This is a genomic window from Bradyrhizobium sp. 45 (genome assembly GCF_023073155.1).
In the GTDB taxonomy this organism is placed as follows: Bacteria; Pseudomonadota; Alphaproteobacteria; order Rhizobiales; family Xanthobacteraceae; genus Bradyrhizobium; species Bradyrhizobium canariense_D.
Genome location: NZ_JADPIX010000143.1, coordinates 1 through 25,654, shown reverse-complemented (window position 1 = coordinate 25,654; position 25,654 = coordinate 1). Strand labels below are relative to the sequence as shown.

General features: G+C 64.6%; 24 protein-coding genes and 2 pseudogenes. 10 read left to right on the top strand and 16 right to left on the bottom strand.

Features of this window, described 5'->3' with window-relative positions; all coding sequences use genetic code 11:
* The first annotated feature begins 11 nt into the window (after positions 1 to 11).
* Positions 12 to 1,148, top strand: a complete 1,137-nt coding sequence (locus tag IVB42_RS32690; RefSeq protein ID WP_247394481.1) for a mandelate racemase/muconate lactonizing enzyme family protein — start codon at positions 12 to 14, stop codon at positions 1,146 to 1,148.
* On the opposite strand, the gene IVB42_RS32685 is transcribed toward IVB42_RS32690, so the two are convergent.
* Positions 1,145 to 1,876: a cytochrome c biogenesis protein CcdA gene (locus IVB42_RS32685; protein ID WP_083926459.1), complete on the bottom strand. Its 732-nt coding sequence runs from the start codon at positions 1,874 to 1,876 to the stop codon at positions 1,145 to 1,147. The two genes, IVB42_RS32690 and IVB42_RS32685, sit on opposite strands and share 4 nt — an antisense overlap.
* 206 nt (positions 1,877 to 2,082) lie before the next feature.
* Positions 2,083 to 2,349 (bottom strand): hypothetical protein, encoded by a 267-nt coding sequence (locus tag IVB42_RS32680; protein WP_007593979.1) that lies wholly within the window; start codon positions 2,347 to 2,349, stop codon positions 2,083 to 2,085.
* 514 nt (positions 2,350 to 2,863) lie between these two features.
* Here IVB42_RS32680 and IVB42_RS32675 point away from each other — a divergent pair.
* The 5 genes from IVB42_RS32675 (at position 2,864) to IVB42_RS32655 (ending at position 7,434) form a co-directional block, all read left to right on the top strand.
* Positions 2,864 to 3,910, top strand: a complete 1,047-nt coding sequence (locus IVB42_RS32675) for a LysR family transcriptional regulator (protein ID WP_231188740.1) — start codon at positions 2,864 to 2,866, stop codon at positions 3,908 to 3,910.
* A 29-nt stretch (positions 3,911 to 3,939) separates the two neighbouring features.
* Positions 3,940 to 4,311 (top strand): helix-turn-helix transcriptional regulator, encoded by a 372-nt coding sequence (locus IVB42_RS32670; protein WP_026233304.1) that lies wholly within the window; start codon positions 3,940 to 3,942, stop codon positions 4,309 to 4,311.
* A gap of 375 nt (positions 4,312 to 4,686) precedes the next feature.
* Positions 4,687 to 6,036 carry a L,D-transpeptidase family protein gene (locus IVB42_RS32665; RefSeq protein ID WP_247300290.1) on the top strand — a complete coding sequence of 450 codons (1,350 nt, stop codon included), beginning with the start codon at positions 4,687 to 4,689 and terminating at the stop codon, positions 6,034 to 6,036.
* 111 nt (positions 6,037 to 6,147) lie between these two features.
* Positions 6,148 to 6,969 carry an enoyl-CoA hydratase gene (locus IVB42_RS32660; protein ID WP_018457114.1) on the top strand — a complete coding sequence of 274 codons (822 nt, stop codon included), beginning with the start codon at positions 6,148 to 6,150 and terminating at the stop codon, positions 6,967 to 6,969.
* A 180-nt stretch (positions 6,970 to 7,149) separates the two neighbouring features.
* The gene (locus IVB42_RS32655; protein WP_085352111.1) at positions 7,150 to 7,434 is read left to right on the top strand and encodes a hypothetical protein; all 285 of its coding nucleotides are present in this window, start codon (positions 7,150 to 7,152) and stop codon (positions 7,432 to 7,434) included.
* Between the two features lie 33 nt (positions 7,435 to 7,467).
* On the opposite strand, the gene IVB42_RS32650 is transcribed toward IVB42_RS32655, so the two are convergent.
* The 3 genes from IVB42_RS32650 to IVB42_RS32640 all read right to left on the bottom strand — a co-directional run bounded on the left by IVB42_RS32650 (position 7,468) and on the right by IVB42_RS32640 (position 11,127).
* Complete coding sequence (locus IVB42_RS32650; protein ID WP_247394500.1) at positions 7,468 to 8,547, bottom strand: isocitrate/isopropylmalate dehydrogenase family protein; 1,080 nt, start codon at positions 8,545 to 8,547, stop codon at positions 7,468 to 7,470.
* A gap of 131 nt (positions 8,548 to 8,678) precedes the next feature.
* Entirely contained in the window at positions 8,679 to 9,746 is a 1,068-nt protein-coding gene (locus IVB42_RS32645; protein WP_247394517.1) for an alcohol dehydrogenase, read from the bottom strand.
* Positions 9,747 to 9,930: 184 nt separating this feature from the next.
* A complete protein-coding gene (locus tag IVB42_RS32640) occupies positions 9,931 to 11,127 on the bottom strand; it encodes a CaiB/BaiF CoA-transferase family protein (protein ID WP_247394520.1) in 1,197 nt (398 codons plus the stop codon).
* A 195-nt stretch (positions 11,128 to 11,322) separates the two neighbouring features.
* On the opposite strand from IVB42_RS32640, the gene glgA reads away from it, so the two are divergent.
* Positions 11,323 to 12,738: a glycogen synthase GlgA gene (glgA, locus tag IVB42_RS32635; protein ID WP_247454664.1), complete on the top strand. Its 1,416-nt coding sequence runs from the start codon at positions 11,323 to 11,325 to the stop codon at positions 12,736 to 12,738.
* Positions 12,739 to 12,865: 127 nt separating this feature from the next.
* On the opposite strand, the gene IVB42_RS32630 is transcribed toward glgA, so the two are convergent.
* The 3 genes and pseudogenes from IVB42_RS32630 to IVB42_RS32620 form a co-directional block, all read right to left on the bottom strand.
* Positions 12,866 to 13,816 (bottom strand): oxygenase MpaB family protein, encoded by a 951-nt coding sequence (locus tag IVB42_RS32630; RefSeq protein ID WP_247394718.1) that lies wholly within the window; start codon positions 13,814 to 13,816, stop codon positions 12,866 to 12,868.
* An 84-nt stretch (positions 13,817 to 13,900) separates the two neighbouring features.
* Positions 13,901 to 15,046 carry a patatin-like phospholipase family protein gene (locus tag IVB42_RS32625; RefSeq protein ID WP_247394524.1) on the bottom strand — a complete coding sequence of 382 codons (1,146 nt, stop codon included), beginning with the start codon at positions 15,044 to 15,046 and terminating at the stop codon, positions 13,901 to 13,903.
* 68 nt (positions 15,047 to 15,114) lie between these two features.
* Positions 15,115 to 15,929: pseudogene (locus IVB42_RS32620) on the bottom strand (3-hydroxybutyrate dehydrogenase).
* A gap of 177 nt (positions 15,930 to 16,106) precedes the next feature.
* Here IVB42_RS32620 and IVB42_RS32615 point away from each other — a divergent pair.
* Complete coding sequence (locus IVB42_RS32615) at positions 16,107 to 16,994, top strand: LysR family transcriptional regulator (protein WP_247394527.1); 888 nt, start codon at positions 16,107 to 16,109, stop codon at positions 16,992 to 16,994.
* Positions 16,995 to 17,018: 24 nt separating this feature from the next.
* Here IVB42_RS32615 and IVB42_RS32610 read toward each other — a convergent pair whose 3' ends face one another.
* Both IVB42_RS32610 and IVB42_RS32605 read right to left on the bottom strand, forming a co-directional pair.
* Positions 17,019 to 17,735 carry a peroxiredoxin-like family protein gene (locus IVB42_RS32610; RefSeq protein ID WP_085362251.1) on the bottom strand — a complete coding sequence of 239 codons (717 nt, stop codon included), beginning with the start codon at positions 17,733 to 17,735 and terminating at the stop codon, positions 17,019 to 17,021.
* A gap of 80 nt (positions 17,736 to 17,815) precedes the next feature.
* Positions 17,816 to 18,100: a hypothetical protein gene (locus tag IVB42_RS32605; RefSeq protein ID WP_247394530.1), complete on the bottom strand. Its 285-nt coding sequence runs from the start codon at positions 18,098 to 18,100 to the stop codon at positions 17,816 to 17,818.
* Positions 18,101 to 18,342: 242 nt separating this feature from the next.
* Between IVB42_RS32605 and IVB42_RS32600 the strand changes: the two genes are divergently transcribed.
* Positions 18,343 to 18,825 (top strand): cupin, encoded by a 483-nt coding sequence (locus IVB42_RS32600; protein ID WP_247471844.1) that lies wholly within the window; start codon positions 18,343 to 18,345, stop codon positions 18,823 to 18,825.
* 100 nt (positions 18,826 to 18,925) lie between these two features.
* Positions 18,926 to 20,127, top strand: a pseudogene (locus IVB42_RS32595) (MFS transporter).
* Here the strand turns inward: IVB42_RS32595 and ccoS are convergent.
* The 6 genes from ccoS to IVB42_RS32565 form a co-directional block, all read right to left on the bottom strand.
* Positions 20,124 to 20,291 (bottom strand): cbb3-type cytochrome oxidase assembly protein CcoS, encoded by a 168-nt coding sequence (ccoS, locus tag IVB42_RS32590; protein ID WP_007594007.1) that lies wholly within the window; start codon positions 20,289 to 20,291, stop codon positions 20,124 to 20,126. The pseudogene IVB42_RS32595 and the gene ccoS overlap by 4 nt on opposite strands.
* Positions 20,291 to 22,483, bottom strand: coding sequence for a cation-translocating P-type ATPase (locus tag IVB42_RS32585; protein WP_085362247.1), 2,193 nt, complete (start codon positions 22,481 to 22,483; stop codon positions 20,291 to 20,293). Before IVB42_RS32585 ends, ccoS begins: the two co-directional genes overlap by 1 nt.
* An 11-nt stretch (positions 22,484 to 22,494) precedes the next feature.
* The gene (locus IVB42_RS32580; protein WP_247394533.1) at positions 22,495 to 22,980 is read right to left on the bottom strand and encodes a FixH family protein; all 486 of its coding nucleotides are present in this window, start codon (positions 22,978 to 22,980) and stop codon (positions 22,495 to 22,497) included.
* 15 nt (positions 22,981 to 22,995) lie between these two features.
* Positions 22,996 to 24,462, bottom strand: coding sequence for a cytochrome c oxidase accessory protein CcoG (ccoG, locus tag IVB42_RS32575; RefSeq protein WP_247394555.1), 1,467 nt, complete (start codon positions 24,460 to 24,462; stop codon positions 22,996 to 22,998).
* A gap of 111 nt (positions 24,463 to 24,573) precedes the next feature.
* Positions 24,574 to 25,449 carry a cytochrome-c oxidase, cbb3-type subunit III gene (gene ccoP, locus IVB42_RS32570; RefSeq protein WP_018457131.1) on the bottom strand — a complete coding sequence of 292 codons (876 nt, stop codon included), beginning with the start codon at positions 25,447 to 25,449 and terminating at the stop codon, positions 24,574 to 24,576.
* 6 nt (positions 25,450 to 25,455) lie between these two features.
* Positions 25,456 to 25,620, bottom strand: a complete 165-nt coding sequence (locus IVB42_RS32565) for a CcoQ/FixQ family Cbb3-type cytochrome c oxidase assembly chaperone (RefSeq protein WP_018457132.1) — start codon at positions 25,618 to 25,620, stop codon at positions 25,456 to 25,458.
* Positions 25,621 to 25,654 lie beyond the last annotated feature (34 nt).

Below are 25,654 nucleotides of genomic sequence, written 5' to 3'. Positions count from 1 at the left end.
GGAGGCCGGCAATGAAGATCACAAGGATTCGCACGCACATTCTCGAAGCAAAGCTGTCGCAGCCCTTCGCCTATTCGCGCGCCTGGTACGACACGCGCACCGCAATGCTGGTCGAGATCGAGACTGACAATGGTCTTGTCGGATGGGGTGAATGCTACGGCCCGGCGCGCATCACGGCGGCAGTGGTGCAGAGTATCGCTCCGTGGCTGATCGGCGAGGATCCGTTGCGCACCGACGTGCTGTGGCAGATGGTCTATGCGCGCCTGCGGGATCACGGCCAGAAGGGCGTCGTGATCCAGGGGATGAGCGGCATCGACATCGCGCTATGGGACATCAAGGGCAAGCATTTTGGCGTACCCGTGCATCAGCTTCTCGGCGGCGGCGCGCGCAAGCAGGTTGCGGCCTATGCGACCGGTCTCTACCGGCGCAAGTCAGGCGATCCGCTGAACTATCTGGCGGAGGAAGCGGCGGGTTATGCCGCCGAAGGATTCCGCGCCGTGAAGCTGAAGGTCGGTTTCGGCATCGCGGAGGATGCCGCGGTCACCCGCGCGGTGCGCGAGGCGATCGGCCCCGATGTCGCGCTGATGGTCGATGCGAACCACGCCTATGACGCGGTCGCGGCGATCCGGCTCGGCCGCCTGATCGAGCGCCATGACATCGGATGGTTCGAGGAGCCGGTGCCGCCGGAGGACATCGCGGGCTATCGCGCGGTGAAATCCGCGCTTACGATTCCGGTCGCCGGCGGCGAGTGCGAATTCACGCGCTTCGGCTTCCGCGAGTTGTTCGTCTCGCACGCACTTGACATCGCCCAGCCCGACACCTGCGCGGCAGGTGGTCTCTCCGAATGCAAGAAGATCGCCGACATGAGCGAGGCGTTCGGCATCCGCTACAATCCGCATGTCTGGGGCACCGGTATCGCGATCGCCGCGTCGCTCCAGCTCCTCGCGGTGCTGCCCTCGCAAACGCCGACTTCGCTGTCACCGCTCGAGCCGATGCTGGAATTCGACCGCACTGAACATCCGATCCGGCAGGCGATTTTGCAGGAGCCGATCGAGCATGCGAGCGGCGTCGTGCGGGTGCCCGAGGGGCCTGGCCTCGGTATCGAGATCGACCGCGCCGCGCTAGCGCGCTTTGATGCGGAGGCCTAACCGATCGTCTGCAACGTCGGAAACGTCTCCAGCAGCCAGATGCTCACGTTCGAGACCGCGCCGGTGAGGAATCCAATACCGGTGATCACCATCAGGACGCCCATAGCGCGCTCGACATTGACGAGATGGCCCTTCATGCGCGCAAACAGGGTGGAAAACTGCTCGATCATCAGGGCAGCGATCAGGAAGGGAATGCCGAGCCCGGCCGAATAGACCGCGAGCAGGACGGCGCCCTTTGTCACCGTGGCTTCGGCCGCGGCGACCGAGAGGATCGCGGCAAGGATCGGGCCGATGCAGGGCGTCCAGCCAAAGGCAAAGGCCAGCCCCATCACATAAGCGCCCCAAAGGCCGACGGGCTTGGGCGCGGTCAAGCGTCCCTCGCGCATCAACAGGCCGATGCGCGTCAGGCCGAGGAAGTGCAGGCCCATGACGATGATGACGATGCCGGCGAGGATCGAGAGTTCGGCCGACCAGGCCCGGATCAGCGCCCCGATCAGCGAGGCGCTGGCGCCGAGCGCCACGAACACCGTGGAGAAGCCGAGCACGAACAGGAGTGCCGACATCATGATGGCGCGTTTGGAGGCCGATGCGGGCTCTTCGCTTTCGACATGCTCGATCGTCGCGCCCGTCAGATAGATCAGGTAGGGCGGGACCAGCGGCAGGACGCACGGGGAGAGGAAGCTGACGAGGCCGGCAATCAGCGCCGCCGGGATCGAAACATTTTGCATGATGCAGTCGGAACCATCTCTGGCGCCGATGCGGCGCGCGGGGAATGCGCGCGGCCCGGAGCCGAACCGGCTCTGGTGTAGCCGATGCCAGCGAATGCGCAACAGAGGCGCACAAAACCAGGGCTCCTCCCGATGCCGTCTGTGATCACAGATGCGGCACCGGGACACGCACAAATCTCGCCAAAAAGCGAAACTCGGCGGCGCGGCTACTTCACCACGCGGAGCAGCGGACGCCGGGGCTGGTCCTGCGTCTGCTTGGAAGGGGGCTGCGGTTCGTTCGTGGCCGTCCGCAGCATTTCGTCGCACAGTGCCTTGAGATCGGCACTGTCAATTCCTTTGAGCTTCATCCGCACGTCCAGGATGACAATGGACAGCAGCTCGGCCGACTCACGGCTATTGCTCTCGTTGAGCACCCTGCGGCACTCTTCGAGCGTTTCCAGCACCGACTGCAACTGTTCGTCTGAATGCGACACGGCGTTCTTTCCGCTAATTCGGCCTGTGAGACGTGGTTGTGACGACCCCTTTGGCCCCCATGGAGCGTCGAGGATAACACGAGGCCGCTACGCCCCCGAACATGATTTCAGTGTGTTTCTGCCTTGAAACCGCGGTTCCGGCGCGTATCGCGTCGCGCCGCCGGCCGTCGAAACGCTCAGTCGTAAAGCGCTCGATCGTAAAACGCTCGCTCGTAAAACGCCTGGCGTGCTGCAATTGATCCACCGCGGAAGGCACCTGCTCTCGCGCAAGGACGTTCATTGCGGAGAATGCCGACAATCCCGCAGGCAAGTCACGGCTCACAACGGAACTCACGCCACACCCCTCATACGGGCGATGGTTTGCCCGATTCCTAGCCCTTGTTCCTAGGCTTGGCAGCACCCGAATACCACCTGCGGCGTAGTAAGGATGACGTTCAAAACTCGTCGTTCCCCAACCCGCCGTGGTTGTGGTTTGCCCGAGATTCTGCCAGTTTAGCGACCCGAAGGGACTTGTATGCACTCCTTGGCGGAAAGGGGCGTTCCTCTGGAGGAACGCCCAAAGACAAACGTCAGCGGCCTCTCGGACTGGGATGCGGCGCGCATTTTCCTGGAAGTTGTCCGATGCGGAAGTTTCCGCTCGGCGGCCGAGCGCCTGTCGCTGTCGATCAACGCCGTTCGCCGCCGGATCGATGATTTCGAACGCCAGACCGGCACCACGTTGTTCACCCGCGACGTCCACGGCACCCGTCTGACCGACGAAGGCGCGCTGGTGGTCTCCGCCGTCGAGCAAATGGAGGCGGCTGCCTTCGACGTGCTGCGCACCAGCGATTCGACGGCGAACGCCCTGTCCGGCGAGGTCCGCGTCGCCGTCACCGAGGGACTTGGCACATTCTGGCTCGCCCCGCGACTGGTCGAATTCCAGCAGACCTATCCGAAGATCCTGGTCGATCTGCATTGCGCGATGCGTTCGGCCGACGTCTCCCGCCATGAGGCCGACGTCGCCATTCACCTGTCGCGGCCTTCGGCGCTCGACGTCAAGCTGGTGCGGCTCGGCCGCATGCATCTGATGTTCTGGGCCTCCGAGAAATACATTTCGAAACATGGCGCGCCGCGCTCGGCGATGGAGTTGATCAAGCACCGCCTGGTGCTGCAGTTCGCCGACCAGCTTGCTGCCAAGCAAACTTTCGAGAGCTTCTTCCCCGGCGTTCCGGAACGTGACCTTCTGGTCATGAAGACCAACGTCTCGAGCGCCAACTACTGGGCGGTCGCGAATGGCGCCGGAATCGGCGTGTTTCCGAGCTACGCCATTGCGCTTGGCGGGAAGTTGATTCCACTGGAGGTCGAGCTGAACAGACCGCTGGATATCTGGTTGTCCTACCATCCCGGTAGCGGCCGGATTCCGCGCGTACGACACATGATTGACTGGCTGATCGAAGCCTTCAATCCGGCGCGTTTCCCGTGGTTTAAGGAAGAGTTCGTGCACCCGCATGAATTCAAGGACGAGTATATGGGCGAACCCCTGACCCAGCTCTTCGGGGGGTTTTCAACCGAAGACCGATGAGAAAAAAGATGAAGACAGCGGCGAAGAGAATGAAGCAGCGCAGTGCCGGCAAGCCGGACATTGAGCTGGGCAAGCGAATCCGTCTACGGCGCGTCGAGATGAAGGTCTCGCAGGCCGAGCTCGGCGAGAAGCTCGGCGTCAGTTTCCAGCAGGTCCAGAAGTACGAGAAGGGCGTCAATCGCGTCGGCGCGGCCCGGCTTCAGCAGATCGCCACCGCCCTCGATGTGCCCGTGACCTTCTTCTATGACGGCGACAACAAGGCGCGCGAAGTCGAGAGCCTGCTCTTCCTGGACTCGGCCTTCAGCCTCCGCCTGCTGCGCGCCTACAGCAAGATCAAGGACCAGACGGTGCAGCGTCAGCTCGTCTCGCTGATGGAATCGATCGCGGCGAACGAAGCCTGAGCCGATCGGCATTCGTGCCTTTCTGCCCGATGTTCAATCCGCCGCGCCACGGGGCGCGGCTGGATTGGACGAGATCCGGACGAGATATCTCCGGCCGCGCGCTCGCGCGGACTTCTCGGGGCGGCATGACCGCCCCTTTTTGTTGACCATTTTTCCCGCCGTCGCCCGCGGTTTGCGCGAACCCATTCCGGCCCTCTCGCGACCCAATCCAGAGACCGCGTGCCTTGCGCATGGGGCTCGCGATGCGCCGTGCTTAAGGGAGCCGCAACCGGGAGGCGCTAGCCTCCCGCCGATTTCTCGAATCAGCCCGACGAACCGGGAATTGCCGATGCGAGCGCCTGTCCGGGCCTCGCTCTCATAGGGAAGATGGGACACATGTCGAAGCGCCATGCGATAATCATTGCCGTCGGCATGCTTGCGAGCGCCTCTGCGCTTGCTCAGACCGAGACCATTGGACAGGCCGGGCCCAAGCCGGCGACTGCGGCTGGCACGGTGCCGGCCATCGCCAATCCGGCCCACGCAGCCGCACCGAAAACCGCCGCGCCGGCGGCCGCATCTACGGCGGAGAGCCGTTCGGCCGCAGCGCTCGCGCTGACGCATGAGCCGACCTATGACGAAGGCTCCGCCCAGCGCATCAAGGATGCGGCGCTGAGCTATTCCGATCTGGCCGTGCGCGGCGGCTGGCCGACGATCCCGGCGGACGCCAAATTCGCGCCCGGCGCCCAGGGCGCCAATGACGATCTCCTGCGCAAGCGGCTGATCGTCTCCGGCGATCTTTCCGCCGACAAGGCGAGCGGCGCCTTCGACCAGGATCTCGCCGACGCCGTGAAACGCTTCCAGGCCCGCCACGGCCTCGCGCCGACCGGAACGATGACGCCGCGCACGATCGCGGCGATGAACGTGCCGGTGCAGAAGCGCATCCGGCAGCTGGAGGCTTCGCTGCAGCGGCTCGAGAACATGAATTTCGGCTTCGGCCAGCGCTATGTCGTGGTCAACATCCCCGCCGCCTTTGCCGAAGCGGTCGAGAACGACGTCGTGGTAAGGCGCTATCGCGTGATCGTCGGCAAGACCGAAAAGCCCTCGCCGACGCTGACGGCCCAGATCAGCAGCGTCGTCCTCAATCCGACCTGGACGGTGCCCTCCTCGATCGCCAAGACCGAGATCTCCGCGCATATGCGCAAGGATCCCAGCTATCTGTCGCGCATGCACATGGAGGTGCTCGACGCCCACGACAATCCGATCGACCCGAATTCGGTTGACTGGTCGGGCACCCATACGCCGAATTTCACCGTGCGCCAGCACAACGGCACGTTCAACGCGCTCGGCGCGGTCAAGATCGACATGCCGAATTCCTATTCGGTCTACATGCACGACACCAACCAGCGCAATCTGTTCAGCGATGATTACCGCTTCGATTCCCACGGCTGCTCGCGCGTCGACAATGTGCGCGATCTCGCCGCCTGGCTGCTGAAGGACCAGCCGAAATGGAGCCGCGCCGCGATCGACGCGGAGATCGCCAGCGGCCAGCATCTCGACGTCGCCATGGCGAAGAAGGTGCCGGTGGCCTGGATCTACCTCACGGCGTGGATGACCAAGGACCAGACCGTCCAGTTCCGCAACGACGTCTATCACCAGGACGAGCAGTTGCTGGAGGCGACCGCCGAAGAGGCGGCCTTCTTCAGCAATGCCGGCAGCCACCCGCTGACCGCGCACATGACCAGATAGATCGCGCCATGCAATCGCGGCACAGGCGGCTGCAAAGCCAGGTCCGTTGTCGCGGTTGACCCTGGCCTCGCCCCGGCCGAACATTGCGCCTCGCCAACGAAAGCGCCCGCGATGTCCGACATGTCCAGCACGACCGAAATTCCCTACGCCGACGGCAAGATCCTCAAGCACACAGCCAGTGGCGTCGGCGTGATCACGTTCAACAATCCCGACAAGCGCAACGCGATGTCGCTGGAGATGTGGGAGGGATTTGGCGAGGCGCTGACCGCCTTACGCGATGACGCTGCCGTGCGCGTCGTGATCCTGCGCGGCGGCGGTGGCAAGGCATTCGTGTCGGGCGCCGACATCAGCCAGTTCGAGAAGACGCGCCATAACGCCGCCGCTTCCGAGGAATACGCAAAACGCAGCGCCGCCCAGCGCGCGCTGCTCGCCGATTATCCCAAGCCAACGATTGCCTGCATCCAGGGTTTTTGTCTCGGCGGCGGCATGCAGGTGGCGATGCTCGCCGACATCCGCATCGCCTCCCATGGCAGCCAGTTCGGCATTCCCGCGGCGAAGCTCGGCATCGCTTATGGCTATGACGGCTTGCGGCACTTGGTGTCGCTGGTTGGCCCGTCCTGGGCACGGCTCCTGATGTATACGGGCATGCGCATCGATGCGTCGGAAGCGCTGCGCATCGGGTTGGTCGAGCGCGTGCTTCCGGAGGATCAGCTCTGGGGCGAGACCATGGCCATCGCCGAGACGATCTCGCAAAATGCGCCGCTCGCGATCAAGGCCGCCAAGCTCACCATCGCGCAAGTGTTGAAGGACGAAAGCGCGCGCGACATGGACGCGATCAGGGCGGTCGGCACGGCCTGTATGGACAGCGTGGATTTTCGCGAGGGCCGGCAGGCCTTCATGGAGAAGCGCAAGCCGCAGTTCCAGGGACAGTGATTCCGTCGCCAGCGAGCAAAATGAAACAATCCAGAGTGCCTCTGCCTGCTTGGCTCTTCGCGATGACGGCGGGCAAACTGAACATGCATTCAGGAAGATTAAATTCCCACGGCCCCGCAACACCATAGCAACCGGCTGATTTGCTGGAAGTTCTCTCGCCATCAAACGAGGGAGATTGCGATGAAACTGAAATTTGCTGTTGTTGGTCTGGCTGCCCTGGGCGGCGCCGCTCTCGCATCAGGACAGGCACTCGCAGCGATGCCGAACGGCATTCCGCAGGCCGACCGTATCGCGAGCGGCCCGGCAGCCGACGTCGATCAGGTGCGCTGGGTCTGCAACCCCTGGGGTCGCTGCTTCTGGCGTCCGAATTATTACGGCGCCTACGGTTTTTACGGCGGCCCGCGACGCTTCTACGGCGGCCGTCCGTGGGGCTGGGGCGGCCACCGCCACTGGCGTCGCTGGTGAATTGCGAGGGGCCGCGAGGCCTCTCTTCCTTGACTACAGCGCCGCAAGCACCGCCTTCGTGATGTCGGCGGTTCCGTTGCGGCCACCAAATTCCATCGGCTTGAGACCGTCGGCATAGACCTTGTCCACCGCACGCTCGATGGTCTCGCCGGCCTCGGCCGCTCCTTCGACGCCGTGCTTGTCGGCGAGCCAGTCCAGCATCATTGCAGCCGACAGGATCATCCCGGTGGGATTGGCTTTGCCCTGCCCCATGATGTCGGGCGCGGTGCCGTGGCACGGCTGGAACACGGCGTATTTGTCGCCGATGTCGGCCGACGGCGCCATGCCGAGGCCGCCGATCAGGCTCGCGGTGATGTCGGAGACGATGTCGCCGAACATGTTCTCCATCACCATCACGTCGAAATCCCAGGGACGCTTCACCAGCATCGCCGAGCAGGCGTCGACATAGAGCCGGTCGGTCTTCACCTCCGGATGACGCTTGGCGATCTCGTCGAAGATGCCGCGGAAGAACGCAAAGGCCTTGAACACGTTCGCCTTGTCGACGCAGGCCAGCGCGCCGGGCTTGCCGCGCGCCTTGCGCCGCTCGGCGAGACGAAACGAGAACTCGAACAGGCGCTCGGACGTCTTGCGCGTGATCAGCATGGTCTCGCGCGCCTCCTCATGGGTGACGACGCCCTTGCCCATCGAGGCGAACAGGCCTTCGGTGGACTCCCTGATCACGACGAGATCGATGCCGCGCTGGTCGGCGCCGACGATCGGACTCGGCACGCCCGGAATGAGCCGCGCCGGGCGCACACCGGCATAGAGATCGAAGATGAAGCGCAGCTCGATCTGCGGCGCGATCTCGGTGTTGTCAGGGTAGCGCACCGACGGCAGGCCGCAGGCGCCGAGCAGGATCGCGTCCGCCTCCTCGCACAGCTTGATGGTGGTGTCCGGCATCGACTTGCCGGCGGCGAGATAATGATTGGCGCCCGCCGGCCCCTCGGTGAAGCGAAAGCTCAGGCCGGATTTCGTCTCGATCTTGCGCAGGACTTCGATGGCCGGCGCCATGACTTCGGGACCGATGCCGTCACCGGCAAGCACGGCAATGTGGAAGGCGTTATTTGCGGACATGGGAAGCCTCAGGAGGAGCGAGCTAAATCGTCATTGCGAGCGAAGCGAAGCAATCCAGAACTGCATCTGCGGAAACACTCTGGGTTGCTTCGTCGCTTCGCTCCTCGCAATGACGGAGGATGGAGCGTTGGTTACGGCGTCAGCACCGTGCGGCCAACCACCGCGCCCTGCTGCAGCTGCACCAGCGCGTCGTTGGCCTTGGCGAGCGGCTGCCGCGTCACGGGGATCGGCGCTATGTTCTTCGCTCGCACGAGGTCGAGCAGCTCCTGCGTCTCGCGCAAATTGCCGACATAGCTGCCCTGGATCGTCACCGCCTTGATCGGAATCAGCGGCAGCGCCCAGGTCGCACCGCCGCCGAACAGGCCGACGAGGACGAGCTTGCCGCCCTTGGTCAGGCAGTCGAAGCCGAGTTGCGTGGTGGCGGCGTTTCCGACGAGATCGAGCACGGCGCGGATGGGACCACCGGCTTTCTTGGCAAGCTGCTCCAGCGCGTCGGCCGCCTTGGGATCGACGGTCGCGAGCGCGCCGGCTTGCTCCGCCGCTTCGCGTTTCTTCGCGTCGATGTCGACCATGATCGCGCCCTTGCCGCCCATCGCCTTCAGCAGCGACAGTGCCATCAGGCCAAGTCCGCCGGCGCCGAACATCACGATCGGCGTGTGGAAGTGCTGCTCGAGCTTCTTCAGCGCGCTGTAGGTCGTGACGCCCGAGCAGGCGTAGGGTGCAGCTGACGCGGGATCGAGGCCTTTGAGGTTGAGCAAATAGCGCGGATGCGGCACCAGCATGTGGTCGGAATAGCCGCCGTCGCAATAGACGCCGAGCGAGCGCGGCGTCAGGCACATGTTCTCGTCACCGGCGAGACAGGTCGCGCATTTGCCGCAACCGATCCAGGGATAGACCAGCCCGACATCGCCGATCTTCACGTCGCCCTGGTCCGACGACTTCACGTCCGGGCCGAAGGCGAGCACCTCGCCGACCGTCTCGTGCCCCATGGTCAGCGGCAGGTTGATGCCGCGGTCCTTCAGCGAGAGCGGCTTGCGGCCGTGGCCGAGATCGTAGCCACCTTCCCAAATGTGAAGGTCGCTATGGCAGACGCCGGCGGCCTTCACCTTGATCAGCACCTGCGTGCCGGACGGTTGCGGCGTGGCCTCGTCGAACTCCTGCAGCGGCGCCTTGAAATCGGCGACCTTGAAACTTTTCATTGGCGTCCTCCCGGATATTTTTCTTGTCGTCGCCACCATGGCATGGGCGGCGGGACGAGACAAACTCGGACCTGTCTAATTTAGGCTGACGGATGATGGCAAGCCGGCCACGCGCAACGCCGCATTGCTTGCCACAGCGTGGTATCCGTCAGACTTCCCGTGAGACTTGCCGTCAGCCTTGCCCTCAGCCTTGCACGGCTGTTTTGCCTGACGGAATTGGCGCATTGTCGGTGAGCCCGATCTCCGCGCGCAGTCCGTCCGTGTGCTCGCCAAGAACGGCCATCGTCTTGCCCGGTGTTGTATCAGCACCGGTCATCCGGAACGGCAGATTGAGGACCTGGAACGAGCCGCCTTCATCCTCGACAGACGAGAGCGCCTCTCGGTGCGCGAGCTGCGGATCGGCCAGTGCTTCGGACACAGTGCGGTAGGCCGAGGCCGGCACGCCGGCCGCACCTAACGCGACAAGACAGACATCGGTCGAGAGCTGCCGCGACCAGGCCTCGACACCGTCCATCAAGTCGGCCCAATGATCGCGACGCGCGGCGTAGGTGGAGAAGCGCGGATCGGAGATCCATTCGGGGCGGCCGATCACTCCCATCAGTCCCTGAAACGTCTTCTCGCTGGCAACCGTGATCATGACATAACCGCTCGCCGTCTCGGTCGGCCCGAACATCGGGCGCGGCGGCGGCTTCACGGTGAACTGCGAGTTCTGCAACTCGATCAATGTCAGCGTCAGCATCGATTCCAGCATGGAAACGTCGATATGCTGGCCGAGCCCAGTCAGGGTGCGCTGGTAGAGCGCCGACGCGATCGCGCCGAACCCGTAGGTGCCGGTGACGACGTCGGCATGGTAGATGCCGCAATAATCCGGGCGGCTGCGGCCGGGCTGATAGGCGAGATGCGCCATGTCGTAGCCCGAGGCTGCATGGATCACCGGCGCATAGGCCGGCAGCTCGGCCGACGGGCCGCTCTGGCCGTAGCCGGAGATCGAGCAGTAGATCAACTTCGGGCTGACCGTGCGTATTCTGTCATAGTCGAGCCGCAGCCGATGCATCACGCCCGGGCGGAAGTTCTCGACCAGGATGTCGGCAGTCGCGGCCAGCCGGCGGACCGCCTCCTTGCCGTCCTCGGACTTGAGGTCGAGCACGACGCTCTTCTTGCCGACGTTGAGCTGGCCGAACACGGTGCTGCAGCCCTTGCGCAGCGGCGGCCGGGTCCGCATCGTCTCGCCGCCGTCGGTCTCGATCTTGATGACCTCGGCGCCCATGTCGGCGAGCATCCGCGCACAATGGGGACCGGCGATGGTGGTCGAAAAATCCAGGACCCTAAGGCCGGCGAAGGCCTTTGGCGTGGTCCCCTCATGCTTATCTGATAGCTGCATGCCTGCTTGCGTCCTTGAGTCACTTAGGAACTTATCGAAGTTCTCTGTTGTTGGTGCGCCGACCCTAGAGGGCGGCCGCTGAGTAGGAAAGTCTTTACCGAACAGACACGTCTCGCGGGCGGGCTTGGGAATTCCAGGGCAACTGGACCCGTTCTTGCATAGCAGCAATCGGGCTCCGGCAGAGGGCAGCAGTTCTTGAGGGTCTTGTTCGTTACGACAGAAATGGACGACTTTGTCCGCGTCGGCGGACTTGGAGCCGTTTCCGCTGCACTCCCCCGAGCCCTTCGTCCTTTCGCCGACATGCGGGTCATGTTGCCCGGCTATCGCGACATCATCGAACAACTCACGCATATTCAGGTCGTTGGCCGCTGTCCGGCGTTCGCGGAGATGCCGGCCTGCTCGCTCGGCCGCGCCGCGACCAAGGACGGCCTGCCGGTCTATGTGCTGTTGTGCTCGCAACTCTACGACCGGCCCGGCAACCCCTATGGCGACGAGTCCGGGCGCGACTGGCCCGATAACGACATCCGTTTCGCGCGCTTTGCCTCGGCCGCCGCTGAGCTGGCGATGGGCACGCTGGACAAGGATTGGGCAGCAGACCTGATCCACGCCAATGACTGGCAGGCTTCGCTCGTGCCGGCCTACCTCGCCTGGCGCGGCTCCAAGCTGCCGTCGATCCTGACCATTCACAACCTCGCCTATCAGGGCCTCTTCCCGAAGGACTCGCTGCGGCGGATCGGCGCGCCGGAGAGCTCCTTCCACATCGACGGCGTCGAGTTCTACGACCAGCTCTCCTTCCTCAAGGCCGGGCTGGTCTACGCCTCGCATCTCACCACAGTCAGCGGCACCTATGCGCGGGAGATCACCACGGATGAATTCGGCTGCGGTCTCGAAGGCCTGCTTCGAGTCCGCTCCGACGCGGCCGAGCTCACCGGCATCCTCAACGGCATCGACGAGAGCTGGGACCCGCGTTCCTGCGCCCAGCTTGCCCAGCAGTTCGGCGCCGGCGACTGGGTCGGCAAGAAGGCCAATGCGGATTACGTGCGCAAGCAGTTCGGGCTTGCGGTGTCGCGCGGCCCGATGTTCGGCATCGTCGCCCGCCTCGTGCACCAGAAGGGCATCGACCTCGTGCTGGCGGCGGCCGACGAGATCGTCGATGCCGGCGGGCAGATCGTGGTCACCGGCTCCGGCGAGCCGGCGCTCGAGCAGGCGCTAATCGACGCGCATCGCCGGCGGCCTGACGCGATCGGGGTCGTGATCGGCTTCAACGAGGCCCAGGCGCGCCGTATCTTCGCCGGTAGCGACTTCACATTGATGCCGTCACGCTTCGAGCCCTGCGGGCTCAGCCAGATGTACGCCCAGCGCTTCGGCTCGCTGCCGATCGGCCACCAGACCGGCGGCCTCGCCGAGACCATTACCGACGGCGAAACCGGCTTCCTGTTCTCAAAACCTTCGCATGAATCCTTCCTCGGCGGCGTCCGCCGTGCGTTCTCCGCCTTCATGGCGCAGGACCAGCTCGACACCATGCGTCGCAGTGCGATGGGACGGTCGTTCTCCTGGAGCATCCCGGCCGGCAGCTACAACGCGCTGTACCGGAAGCTGGCGGCGGTGTGAGGCCTGCGTGTCCTCGTCATTGCGAGCGTAGCGAAGCAATCCAGACTGTTTCCGTGGCAGCAGCCTGGATTGCTTCGTCGCAAGAGCTCCTCGCAATGACGGTGGTTTGTGGCAACGGCGGAGGACTTCACCCCCTCCCGCGCACATCCATCTGCGACCGTCCGATCCAGGCACGGTTGAGGCACCGCGTCATCCAGTCGGGCTGCGGCTCTCCGCGCAGCCGCGCTTGCGCTTCCTGGTAGGGACCGACATAGCGCAGCCGGTCTGGCAACCTTGGATAGACCCGCCGTATCCATCGCAGCGCCTTCTCGGCGGATCTGGTGTCACGCTCGTCAAGCTCGAACCCGAATCCCACACGCAAGCTTTCCGGCAGCAGGCTCGCGGTGAGCGCGCGATACCAGCGCGGCGGACGCAACCAAGGGCGCGCTCCACCAAAGATCTGCGCGGCGATCTCGCGCGCGGCCGGGCTGACGGTCAGCGTATCCGACTGCGTCATTGCCGCGGTGTAGGCCGCAAAGCCGGACCAGTCCGCCGGCAGATCGTGCGCCGTCAACCCGAACAACGCACCGAACAACCGACTCTCGGCCCAGTAGCGTTCGCGTTCGTCCGCCGCGAGCGGCGGCAAGACCAGATCATGCGCCATCAGCGCGGCCTCGACCAGCGTGGCATGAACCCAGCGCAGCGACGGGATGTCGTTGGCACAGTAGCGCGAGCCTGCCGCGAATGGACCGACGGTCTCGGGCATCTCGCCGACGATCATGCTGTGGCGCCGGTGCAATTGCCGCGACGACAACAGCGCGCGGTCAAGCGAACCGAACACCATGGCAAAGACGATGTCGAAGGTGCGGTGAAATCGTCCGATCGGATCAGCGAGGGTTTTCGAATGCTCGGCGATGGCGGCGGCGACCCAGGGATGCGCGAGTTGAAGGAGCAGCGCCCGGCCGGCGCCGAGAAAGATCACGGCCTCGCGGTCGATTTGCCAGGTCACCGTGTCAGGGCCGAACACGCCGGCGACCGGTCCCGCCGCGTTGGCGCGGACGGTATCAAGGGCAGATTCAAGTTCGCTCCCGGACACCACCTGCAGGGACTTTCGATTGCGGACCAGGACCGACAATCCGCAAGGCATGTGGCAATTCGATGAAGGGGACGATCGCTTGCGGCCCTACTCCGCCGCCATCGGCATCTCGTCCATATGTTCGTGCAGCACCACGCTCGCGAGCGGATCGAACTCGCCAACCCACGGCCTTCGCTCAAGCACTGACTTTGTGTGCGAATAGCCGGCATCCCAGCGCCGCATGATGCCGGACGGACTGAAGTCGATATCCTTGGTGTGGCTCTCGCGGTCGAGCTGCGGCGCAAGCAGGCGCACGACATGCATCCTGGTCGGGCAGCCGTAGTCGATCAATTCCCTCACCGCCGGATTGCTGCGCTCGCTTTCAGGCAGTCGCGCGGCGAGCTGGCTAATGACGTGGCGCAGGCGATGGGTTTGCTGCTGGCGCGTGATCTGGCTCGCGATCCGGCTGGAATATTGCACATCCTTGTGCCGGTTCAGCACCTCCGCCATCGTGGTCGGCTCGGCGCCGGCGGGATTCCACAAATGCACGGCGAGGATCAGCGAATTTTTGCGCGGATTGTCGTCGAAGACGGCCTCGGTCGGCGTGTTCGACAGAATGCCGCCGTCCCAATAGAGCTCGCCGTCGATGCGTACCGCCGGAAACGCCGGCGGCAGCGCGCCCGAAGCCATGACATGCTTCACCGTCAGCTCGCCGTCGCGGCTGTCGAAATAGTGCATCTGGCTGCTGCGGACGTGAGCGGCGCCGACCGTCAACCGTGGCGCGCAGCGGTTGATCCGGCCGAAATCGACAAGCTCGAGCAGCGTCCGCTCCAGCGGCGCCGTCGAATAGAAGCCGGCGTGATCGGCTCCGAGCGGATAGGAATCGCCCGCATGCGCCAATGGATTGGGACGGAAGAAGCCGGGAATGCCGTGGGTCAAGGTCGACCAATAGGCGAGCTTTTCATTGAAGCCGGCAAACGGGGTGCGCAGATTCCAGACCGGATTCTGCTCCATCCGTTTCCAGAACTGCTTCAGGCGCAGCAGCCGCTGGTCAGGCGCGTTGCCCGCAATGAGCCACGCATTGATGGCGCCGATCGAGGTGCCGATGATCCAGTCCGGCTCGATGCCGGCCTCGTGCAGCGCCTGGTACACCCCGGCCTGATAGGATCCGAGTGCACCGCCGCCCTGAAGCACCAGCACCACCTGGCCGGGCAGATCCTTCGACACGCTGGTATCGCGCTTCACATCGTTCATATTCTGCTCCCTGAGAGCCCGTACCCTTGCCATGTTCGCTCCTAACGATCCTATGTTACGCGCTCGCCTCAATGCGCGGTCCAGCCTCCGTCCACGGGCAACGCAATCCCGGTGATCGTGGCCGCTGCGTTGGTGGACAGAAATACGCTGAGCGCACCGAGCTCCTCGACGGTCGAGAAGCGCTTGTTCGGCTGTTGCGCCAGCAGCACGTCACGGATCACCTGGTCACGCGAGATTCCATGCGCCTTGGCCTGCCCATCGATCTGCGCCTCGACCAGTGGCGTATAGACATAGCCGGGACAGATCGCGTTGCAGGTAATGCCCTCTTCTGCCGTCTCCAGCGCGGTCACCTTGTGAGCCCGACGATGCCGTGCTTGGCGGCGACGTAGGCCGCCTTGAACGGCGAGGCGACCAGGCCGTGCGCGGAGGCGATGTTGATGATCCGCCCGAACCCGTTCTGTCGCATTGCGGGCAGCGCGAGCCGCGTGGTGTGGAAGGCCGACGACAGATTGATCGCGAGGATCTGGTCCCATTTCTCGACCGGAAACTGCTCCAGCGGCGCAACGTGCTGGATGCCGGCATTGTTGATCAGGATATCCAGGCGGCCGGCCTGCGCAACCGTCGCCGCGATCATTTCGGCGATCGAATTCGGTCTGGTCATGTCGGCCGGCGAAAACCTTGCCTTGACGCCGAACTCCGCCGCGATCTGCTCGCGCGTCCGGTCGAGCTCGGCCGCCACACCAAGGCCGTTCAGCACGATGTCGGCGCCGGCCGCGGCAAGTGCCCGCGCGATACCGAGGCCGATGCCACTGGTTGAGCCCGTGACCAGCGCAACCTTGCCCGCGAGCGCCCGGGAGGCGGACGTCTGCGGCTTGACGGACATATTCACGGGCAAACTCCTTTGGCATGACGACTTGTGCTGAGCCGACTGTGAAGCATCGCCGGGTTTGACGGAAATGCCCGTTGGCTTCCGAAACCATGCCTGTGCTCTATTGCGGTCGGGATGTCATTCTCCGCGCCGATCGGCTAGCTTTCGGCTGATCTTGCCGGGAGCCGATCCATGGAAATGCACCAGGTCCGCTATTTCCTCGCGGTGGCGCAACTCTTGAACTTCACGCGTGCCGCCGAGGAATGCAACGTGACGCAGCCTTCGCTGACGCGCGCGATCAAGCAGCTCGAGGCCGAGCTCGGCGGCGATCTGTTTCGCCGCGAACGGCCCGCGGCGCAATTGACCGAGCTCGGCCAGCGCATGCATCCGCTGCTGAAGCAGTGTTTCGAAGCGGCCACCGGCGCCCGATCGCTGGCCTCCTCGTTCCGGAGCGGCGAGATCGGCGCGCTCCGCGTCGCGCTGACGCATGCGATCGACCTGTCGCTCCTCATTCCGCATCTCAACCAGATCAAGCGGCAGTTCAACCGGCTCGAATTCCGCTTCCTGCGCGGCTCGAGTCGTGAAGTGGCCGAGTTCCTGAAGAAGGGCGAGGCCGAGCTAGGGATTGCCGCGGACATCGACGAGGCCTGGGAGCGGCTCGATGTCTGGCCGCTGTTCACCGAGAGCTTCGAGCTCGTGGTCAGCGACGGACACCGCCTCGCCGGCCGCAGCAGCATCGAACTGGACGATCTGCGCGCGGAGCAGCTGCTGAGCCGGACGTTTTGCGAGCATTCCGCCCGTATCTCGGCGAGCCTGCGCGAGCACGGCATCGCGATCGAGCAGGGTCACGAAATCTCGAACGAGCGCGATTTGATCGAGCTGGTCGAGGCCGACATCGGCGTCGCCATGCTGCCGCACACCTCGCCCGTTCCGGAGACGTTGACGCGCGCTGCGGTCGCCGGGCTGGACGCCCGTCGCACCGTCAGCCTCTACGGGGTGGCCGGCCGGCAGCGCACGGCGGTGGCCAATGCCGTTATGCGCATGTTGCGCGGTGCGGATTGGCGGGAGATTGCGGGGTAGCAGCCACGCTCGCTCCTCACTCTTTCAGGCCTCCCTGCTCGCGCCTTCCAACGCTTCAAGCAGATCATCGATCTCGATTCGCTTGCGGAAATCCGGATCGACGAAGCGGGCTTTCACGAGACCGTCGCGACCAACGACGAACACGGCCGGGATCGGCAGCATCCAGCCATCATTGCCGTGGAATTTCGCCATGTCCTGATAGGACAACAGGTGCTGGATCTCGGCACCGAGCCAGATCGCGAGATTGAGCGACAACGCATAGCCGTTGTCGAGGTCGGTCAGGATCGGAAATGGGGCACCAGCTTCCGCCTTGAGCTGCTGGGTGTATTCCTGCGTCTCCGGCATGATCGCGACTATGCGCGCACCCATGGACTCGACGCGGTCCAGCGCCTGGACCACCGCGCGGACATTGAGCCGGCAATAGGGACACCAATGGCCGCGGAAAAACATCACGGCGACCGGGCCGCTCTCCAGCAGTGAGGACAGCGCGACGAGACGCCCGCTCTCGTCCGGCAACATGAACGGCGGCATCGACTCGCCCGGACGCGGCGCGGTCTCGCCGCCGCCGTTTCCATTCAATCTGGTCACCAGATTGTCGACTGCTTCGCCATAGGCCGGGAACACGTCGCGGCTGGCGTCGGCATAGGCGCGGAGCTGCTCGTTCAGCGTGCCATCCATGTCACGGCAGCGCTGGAAGGCGTGTTTAAGCCGCTCGGCATCGGCCGGCGAGAGAGAGGTCATCTTGCGCTCCAGCGTTCAGGGGACGAATATTAGGTGCCCGATCCGGCCGCCCGCAAGGGGCGGCCGTCATGCGCACGCGATCAGTTCACGTAGAAATTGCCGGTCGGGTCCAGGCGCCCCGAGGTGGAATACAGCGATCCGTTGTCCATGAAGAAGACGGTGTTGTCGGGGACTTTCTTGGCGTTCTTCATCATGGCCTCGTGGTTCTTCTCCGCCGGGGCCATGGCCATCGCCGACATCTTGCCGGGTCCGCCATACATGTAGGCCATGCCGGCCTTGAAGTCCCATGTGGCTTCCGAGAAGGCCGATGTGGCGATGACCACGAACGCAGCCGTGGCAATCAAGGTCTTGGACAATTTCGTCATGAGATGTTCCTCCGGAGTGACGTGAACGCCCGCCAACCGGGCGCCCCACCATCGAACGCCAGTCGCTCGGGAAGCGGAAATGCCAATCCCCAATCGGTTCGATAGCGAGCGCCTATCGGGCCCGATAGCGCCGGTCTATCGCAGCGAGAGCGAAAGAGCATTTCAGAACGAGCGCCCTCTCGACGAAAGTCCCAACAGAGCCAGCGACCATTGCGGTTGCGGCCAACACAGGAGACGTCCCGATGTTCAAGCATCACACATTGTCGCGTGCGGTCTGGCCCGGCCTGGCCATCCTCGGCGTATTGACACTCTCGGCGCAGCCAGTCTCCGCCGGCGAATGCCCGGCCGACAAGATCAAGCCGAACGCGCAGCAGATGGTCGACTACAAGCCGGTCGGCGTCACCGACGTCACGCTCGGCGCCATCGACCTCGGCAAACAGCCGGCGCATATCGAAGGCCGCGAGCTGCGCTTCCGCAAGCTGACCATCGAGCCCGGCGGCATCGTGCCCTGGCACAGCCATGACGACCGCCCTGCCCTGATCTTCGTGCAGCAAGGCGAGATCGTCGAACACGTTTCCAACTGCGTCGATCCGATCGTGCACAAGGCCGCCGACATCCGCCCGGAGGTGTCCGGCACCTCGCACTGGTGGAAGAACCTCGGCAAGGAAACGGTCATTCTCTATGTCGGCGACGTCCGCAAGGACCCGCACGACCACAACATGTAACGGGTGCGCGACCCCAGCGCACGCGTGACGGAATGTGGCGCCCGCGATCCCCATGCTGCCCCGCATGCGGGCGCCACATTCATCACAAGGGAGGCCTGCCATGACCGATCTTTCCGCGCCGATCAAACCAACCGCGATGACGATGGACGCGCATTCACCAGGTCTTGCGCTTCGCTCTCTCGTGATCGGCCTCACTGCCTTCCTGACGGTCGTCGATCTCTTCGCGACACAGGCGATCCTGCCCTCGCTGACGCGCCGCTACGGCGTCACGCCGGCCGCGATGAGCCTGGCCGTCAACGCCAGCACGTTCGGCATGGCTGTCGCAGGCCTCGTCGTCGGCCTTCTCAGCCCGCACATCGACAGGCGGACCGGCATCCTGCTCAGCCTGACCCTGCTCGCGATTCCGACGAGCCTGCTGGCGACTGCGCCCAATCTTGCCGTCTTCACCGGCCTGCGGGTCGCGCAGGGCCTCTGCATGGCATCCGCCTTCGCGTTGACATTGGCTCATCTCGGCGAGCAATGCAGCGCAATGGATTCCGGCGGCGCCTTTGCCGCCTACATCACAGGAAACGTCGCCAGCAATCTCGTCGGCCGGCTGGTCTCGGGGCGATCGCCGATAGCCTTGGCCTGGCATGGAATTTCTACTTCTTCGCGGCCCTCAATCTGGCCGGTGCCGCCCTGGTCTATTTCACCATTGCGCGCGTACAGCCGACGCGTGCAACGACGTCGACGGCATCGGCGTTTGCCGCGACGATCGCGCAGTGGCAGGATGCACGGCTGCGTGCCGCCTACGGCATCGGCTTCTGCATCCTGTTCGCATTCATCGGCACCTTCACATTCGTCAATTTCGTTCTGGTTCGACCACCGCTGTCGCTGGGCATGATGGACCTCGGCTTCGTTTACTTCGTCTTCCTGCCGTCGGTGGTCACCACGTTGCTGGCTGGCAAAGTGGCGTCGCGCCTCGGAACGCGTCCGACGATCTGGGGCTCGCTCGCCATCGCCGGGGTCGGCTTGCCGCTGATGTTGGTCCCGCACCTGGGCGCGGTCCTCGCCGGGATGGTTCTGGTCGGAAGCGGCACCTTTTCCGCGCAAGCGGCTGCGACAGGATTCGTCGGACAGGCTGCGGCTGTAAACCGCGGCATCGCCAGCGGCACCTATCTCGCCTGCTATTTCTGCGGTGGGCTCGTCGGCACCGCCGTCCTCGGCCGGCTGTTCGACGCGTATGGCTGGCATGCCTGCGTGGCCGGGGTGGGCCTGGCGCTCGCTGTCGCGGCCCTGCTGACGCTCGCCTTGAAGCGCTAGCGCTTGGCCGGCGCCTCCTGCGGCGGCTCGTCGTCGGCGATGGCGCGCCAGGCGGCGCCGTCGAGATCGTCGTACTGGCCGCTTCGAAGCGACCAAAGGAAAGCGGCCAGACCGGCGAGACCGAGCATCAGCGCCAGCGGCACCAGGATGACCAGAATTTCCATCACACGATCTCCCGCGGGGCGCCGCGCGCACGCAGCGAATTCAGCATCACCAGGATCGACGATCCGCTCATGGCGGCAGCCGCGATCAAGGGCGTGACGACGCCGCTGATCGCGACCGGCACCGCGAGGAAATTGTAGCCGATCGCCAGCCAGAGATTCTGCCGCATCAGGTGCAGCGCCTTGCGCGAAGCATCGATGGCGGCGACGACCGGAGCCAGCGGCCGGCCGAGAAAGACGAGATCGGCGGTCGCCTGGCTCAAATGCGCGGCCGAGATCGGCGACATCGAGACGTGCGCTGCCGCCAGCGACGGCGCATCATTCATGCCGTCGCCGACCATCAGGACCTTCATGCCCCGCTGCTTCAAGACCTCGATCCGCGCGATCTTGTCGGCCGGGGTCACGCCGGCTCGCCATTCGGAGATACCCAGCGCATGGGCCGCCGCGATCACCGCCGGTTCACGGTCGCCGGAGAGAATCTCGATGCCGATATTGCGCGCCTTCAGCGCCGCGATCACAGCCTGCGCATCGGGACGGAGGCCCTGGCGCACGGAGAGGATGAATTTTTCGCTGCCATTGCTGAACGCCACGACGGAGGCTTCGGGATCGAGATTTGTCACGTCGGAGACCAGCGTCTCGGCGCCGCAGAAGGACGGACGGCCGAGGCGAATCTCGATGCCATCGAGCACAGCGCGCACGCCCTGGCCGGCCTCCTCGACCGCGCTAACGATCGGCGATCTGGCGTCGGAGGCCTGCGCGACCGCGGCGGCGACCGGATGATGGCTCGACAGCGCGAGCCGCCCGGCAAGCTCGAAGATATCGGCGGGAATATCGGCCGCATTCATCACTTCGAGATCGGGCAGCGTCAGCGTGCCGGTCTTGTCGAAGATGACGTGATCGGCTTCCGCGAGACGCTCGATGGCATCGCCGGAATTCAGCAGCACACCCGCCTTGAACATCGCGCCAGAGGCCACGGTCTGTACCGTCGGAATGGCGAGCCCGAGCGCGCAGGGACAGGTGATGATCAGCACCGCGACGCCGGTCACGATGGCATCATGCCAGCCGGCGTCCGCGATGACCCAGCCGAGGATGGTGACGAGCGCGGTGGCATGCACCACCGGCGCGTAGAGTCGCGAAGCGCGGTCTGCGAGCCGCATGTAGCGCGAGCGCGCCTGCAGCGCATTGTCGAGCAGCCGCGTGATCTCGGCGAGCAGCGTCGCCTCGGAGGCCGCCGAGACCCGCACCCGCAAGGTCCCTGAGATGTTCATCGATCCCGCATAGACCGGCGTGCCCTGCTCGGCCGTGACATAGAGCGTCTCGCCGGTGATCAGGCTCTGGTCGATCTCGGAACGGCCCTCGATCACAGTGCCGTCGACCGCGCAGCGCTCGCCGGGCCGCAGCAGCACGATGTCGCCGGGATAGATCGCGGCCACCGGCACTTGGGATATCTCGTCGGGCCCGACGAACTTGGCCGCGGTCTCCGCCTTAAGCGCGGCGAGATTGCCCGCGACCGCGCGGGTCCGCCGCCGCATGTTCTGGTCGAGGAAGCGACCGACCAGGAGGAAAGTGAGCAGCATGATCGCCGCGTCGAAATAGGCGTGCTCGGCGTGGTTGATGGTCTCGACCACGGACATGCCGAGCGCCAGCGTCACGCCGATCGAGATCGGCACGTCCATGTTGGTGGTCCTGGCCGACAGCGCGCGCCAGGCCGAGCGGAAGAACGGCTGGCCGGCATAGGCCGCCGCCGGCAGCGCGATCAGCGCCGACAGCCAGTGGAAGAAATCGCGCTGCTCCGGCAGCATGTCCGAGACGTTGCCGGACCACACCGGGATCGATAGCATCATCACGTTCATGGTGGCGAACGCGGCGACGCCGAGGCAGCGCAGCAGGAAGCGCGATTCGGCGACCTCGGTCGCCTCCGCGCTCTCGGTCTCGTAAGGATAGGCCTTATAGCCGAGCTCTTCGAGGCGGTCGATGAAGCTGATAGGATCGAGCGTGCCCGCCTTCCATTCCAGTGCAACGCGCCGGTCGGTGAGGTTCACGCGCGCCAGCATGACGTCGGGAATCGCGGATAGCCCGCGCTCGATCTTGGCCATGCAGCCGGCGCAGTGCACGCCCTCGACCGCGAGATCGATGTGCTGGACGCCCTCGCCCGCAGTCCGGACGTAATGCGAAAAGTCCCGCGAGACGTGCATGGCAAAATCCTTCAGTTCAGGATCACGCGGTTGCGGGACTTGAACACGCGCGTTCCCCGCGCCTCGCCCTCGATCACCAGGTCCCATTGGCCCGGCGCGACCGATGCGACATTGCCGCGATAGAGGCCGATGCCGGCCTCCGAGAGCTCGATGGCGAGATCGGCGCGCTTGTCAGTCGGCCGCTCCAGGCGGCCGCCGAATTTCAGTCCGGCGATCGGCTGGCCGCTCGCGTCGCGCGCCTCGACCTGAAGCACGGCGCCGCCATCGGCGCGGCGCTCGACATGGGCGTTGACCTTCCATTTGCGCGCGGCCTGGTCCTGCGCCGCCGAAATTTCGCGGTCATAGGTGAGGCCCGCGGCATAGGGGCTGTCGACGTCCGTCCCTGGCAGCGTCGCGATCGCGAGCTTCATCATGGTCGCGTTGACGCCGATCACGACGCCGAAGAAGGCGACCAGCATCAGAAACACTTTTGTTCCGGTCAGCGGCTTGGTTGCCATGGCGAACTCCTGATCCTAGGGCGCGACGAAATTGTCGGTGGCGCTGGCGACTTCGCCGAGGCCGATATCGGTGACGTGAAAGTGAACCGGGATGGACTTTTCCGGATTGCCCTCCACCGGAGCGGTCACGAGCAGCCGCAGCTCGCTGGTGGAGTCGCGCGGAACCACGATCATCGGCCGGTCCGACGTCACAGAATCGATTCCGATGACATGGATTGTCGCATTGACCGGGCCGCTCGCGTCGATCGCGATGACCCGGTCGTAACCGCTCTTGTTGAGCAGCCGCACCGTGTAGGCATTGCGGATCGAGCCGTCGCTGAGCCTGACCGCGATCGGGTTGCGGTCGTGCAGCACGTTGACGTCGAGCAGGCTGCGAGTCGCCAGCGTATAGATCATGATGCCGCCGACCGCCGCGATGATCGCGCTGTAGGCGACGGTGCGGGCCCGGACGATGCGGTAGATCGGCGCCTTGCCTTCCTGGCGGCGCTGGATGTTGACGTCGTTGTCATAGCCGATCAGCCGCTTCGGCCGGCCGATTTTCGTCATCACATTGTCGCAGGCATCAATGCAGAGCCCGCACTGGATGCATTCCATCTGCGGTCCGTTGCGGATGTCGATGCCGGTCGGGCAGACCGCCACGCACTGGTAGCAATCGACGCAATCACCAACCTGCTGCCCGAGCGCGCGCAGCTCGGCCGCCTTCTTCACCGACGTACGCTTCTCGCCTCGGTCGTAGCGGTAGGTGACGTTGAGCGCCCATTCATCGGTCAGCGCCGCCTGGATGCGCGGCCACGGGCACATATAGGTGCAGACCTGCTCGCGCATGTAGCCGGCGAGCAGATAGGTCGTCGCGGTGAGAATGCCGATCCAGACATAGGCGAGCATCGGCGCCTGGAACGTGACGAGTTCCTTGACCAGCGTCGGTGCGTCGTTGAAATAGAGCACCCAGGCGCCGCCGGTCCACCACCCGATCAAGAGCCAGATCGAATGCTTGAGCACGATCTCGGAGATCCGCTCCAGCTTCATCGGGTCGGACGATTTGTCCTTCTTCATCCGCTCGCGCCGGTCACCCTCGATCAGACGCTCGACCGCATAGAACAGGTCGGTCCACACCGTCTGCGGACAGAGATAGCCGCACCAGATACGGCCGCCGACCGAGTTCATCAGGAATAGCGCCACCGCGGCGACGATCAGCAGGCCGGTGAAGTAGTAGACCTCCTGCGGCCACAGCTCGATGAAGAAGAAATAGAAGCGACTGTTGGGAAGATCGATCAGCACCGCTTGGCTGGGAGCGCCGAGTCCGCGGTTCCAGCGCACGAACGGCAGGAAGTAGTAGACGCCGAGGCAGAAGGCCATCAGGCCCCATTTGATCCGGCGGAAGGTGCCGGAGGTGCTCTGGGGATAGACTTTCTTCTGGGCCACATAGAGCGGCCCGTTGTCATCGTCTAATGGGAGCTCTTTTGGGTTCGCGGTCCTGTTCATCGCCTGCAGCTTTTCGAGAGGTGCGATAAAACCTAGACCCGACGCCGCCGCGTCAGTTGATCCAGCGCAAGCGGGGGCTTTTTTTGTTCGCCCCCGCTTGTCCCGGATTGGCTATTTTCCGCCGCCCAGCGAGTGGACGTAAACTGCCATCGCCTTGATGGTGGCGGGATCGAGCCGCCCTTCCCAGGCCGGCATCACGCCCGCGCGGCCCTGGCTGATGGTCTCGATCAGCGTCGCCTCGTCCGAACCATAGAGCCAGATCTTATCGGTCAGGTTAGGGGCACCCATCTCCGGGTTGCCCTTGCCGCCGTCGCCATGGCAGGCGACGCAATTCTCCGCGAAGATCTTCTCGCCCTTGGCCGCGTCATAGCCCTTGCGGGTCGGAAGGCCCGACAGTGCCCGGACATAGTTGGCGGCCGTGACGATCTCATCCGGCTTCAGCACGCCGTCCTTGCCGAATGCGAGCATCTGGCCTTCATGCGTCTTGGCGTGGCCGGAACGTGCGCCGAACTGGATGGTCTGCATGATCTGGTCGAGCGAACCGCCCCACAGCCAGTCGTCGTCGTTCAGATTCGGATAGCCCTTGGCACCCGCGCCGCCTGAGCCGTGACATGGCGCGCAATTGTCGCCGAACACGGTCTTGCCCTTGGCGCGCGCGAGCGCCAGCAGCGCCGGGTCCTTCTCGATGTCGGCGAGCGAGGCCGCGCCCAGCGCAACCATCTTGGCTCCGCGGATCTTCTCGAGATTGGCGAGCTCGACCGCGACATCGGCGCGTGTCGAGTAGCCGAACAGGCCCGTGGTATTGCTGGAGATCAGGGGCCAGGCCGGATACACGATCCAGTAGCCGATCGACCAGACGATGGTGAGGTAGAAGCTGATCACCCACCAGCGCGGCAGCGGCGTGTTGAGCTCCTTGATGCCGTCCCATTCATGTCCGGTCGTGGACTTGCCGGTGACGGAATCGATGTCGCTATGATGATCGGTCATGGTCTCTCACTCCTCCCGCAACGGCAGGTGTGCTGCTTCGTCGAACGCAGCCTTGTTACGGGGCCATAATGCGTAGGCGATGATCGCGAGAAAGATCGCGACGAACACCGGCGTCCAGATCGTGGTCACGAGACCGGACGCGAGATTGTCGAGTGTCAGGATGGCTTTCATCGTGGGTGCCTTCTCAGCGAAGATTGGCTTTCTC